The organism is Corallococcus sp. CA047B (genome assembly GCF_003612065.1).
Classification (GTDB): domain Bacteria; phylum Myxococcota; class Myxococcia; order Myxococcales; family Myxococcaceae; genus Corallococcus; species Corallococcus praedator.
On record NZ_RAWD01000650.1, the window covers coordinates 1 to 1,322 of the forward strand.

Annotated in this window: 1 protein-coding gene and 1 pseudogene; both read left to right on the top strand. The window is 65.9% G+C overall.

Annotated features, from left to right (window positions below):
- Positions 1–52 precede the first annotated feature (52 nt).
- Positions 53–948 (top strand): annotated as a pseudogene (locus D7X74_RS44740) (IS3 family transposase); the annotation flags it as partial.
- Positions 949–1,195: 247 nt separating this feature from the next.
- Positions 1,196–1,322 (top strand): helix-turn-helix domain-containing protein (locus tag D7X74_RS43470; RefSeq protein WP_158622379.1); only part of this gene is annotated, 127 nt, incomplete at its 3' end.

Consider the following 1,322-nt stretch of genomic DNA (forward strand, 5'->3'; position numbering starts at 1 on the left):
TTGAGAGTCCCCCGCTTCCGTGGACACCCCCGATGTGATGGAAGGGTGTGGGATGTCGGAGAGCGAGAAGAAGCAGAGGCGGCAGCGGCGTAGCTTCAGCCCGGAGTTCAGGGTTGGGGCGGTGAAGCTGGTGCTGGACGAGGGCAAGTCCGTCACGGAGGTAGCGCGGGACTTGGACTTGACCGAGACGGCCTTCCGCAAGTGGGTGGAGCAGGCGAGGACGGACCGGGGAAAGGGCAAGCCGGGCGCGCTCACCAGCGAGGAGCGGTTGGAACTCTCGCAGTTGCGCAAGCGCGTCCGTCAGCTGGAGATGGAGAAGGAGCTGTTAAAAAACGCGGCGGCCTTCTTCGCGAAGGAGATGAAGTGAAGTTCCGCTTCATCCACGCGGAGAAGGCCTCCCTGTCCGTGGCATTTCTGTGCCGCCAGTTGGGCGTCTCGCGCTCCGGTTACTACGCCTGGGCGAAGAGGCCCGAGTCGCAGCGCAAGAAGAGCGACCGTGCGCTCACCCAGCAGGTGGCAGCCATTCACCAGGAGAGCCGCGGCACCTACGGCAGTCCCCGTGTGCATGCAGAACTGCGAGCGCGGGGCCACCACGTCGCTGAAAAGCGCGTGGCCCGCCTCATGCGACAGCAGGGGCTTGCAGCCCGTCGAAGGCGCCCCTTCGTGCGGACCACCGACAGCAAGCACTCCCATCCGGTCGCGCCCAACGTCGTGGCTCGGGACTTCCAGCCGCCTGAGCCCAACCGCACCTGGGCCGGAGACATCACGTATATCTGGACCGCCGAGGGCTGGCTCTACCTGGCCGTGGTGCTGGACCTCTTCAGTCGCCGTGTCGTGGGCTGGAGCATGGCGGAGCGCATCGACCGCCACCTGGTCCTCTCCGCGCTCGACATGGCGCTCGCTGGGCGTCAGGCCCCTGCGCTGTACCACTCGGACCGCGGCAGCCAGGGTGGATTCAACGGGTCGTCGCAACACTCGAAGCTGAGGAGTTGCGATGGGTGCGAAGAATCGTCGACGGGCTGCCCGAGCTGGACGCCCTCCCATGTCATCGCCCGGCCGTCCATCCGTAGGGCGGCGTGAGCACCGAGAACGCTTCTGGAGGGCAATCGCCCAGGGGCTGTCGAGCGAAGAGGCCGGCAGAGAGGCAGGTGTTTCACCGGTAGTGGGATACAGGTGGTTCCGCGAGGGTGGCGGCATGCCCTCAATCAAGCTGGCCCAGTTGTCGAGGCGGTACCTCTCGTTCGCCGAACGAGAAGAAGTCGCGATTCTCCACGCTCAGCGCCTCGGAGTTCGTGCGATTGCGCGTCGGCTTCAGCGTTCTG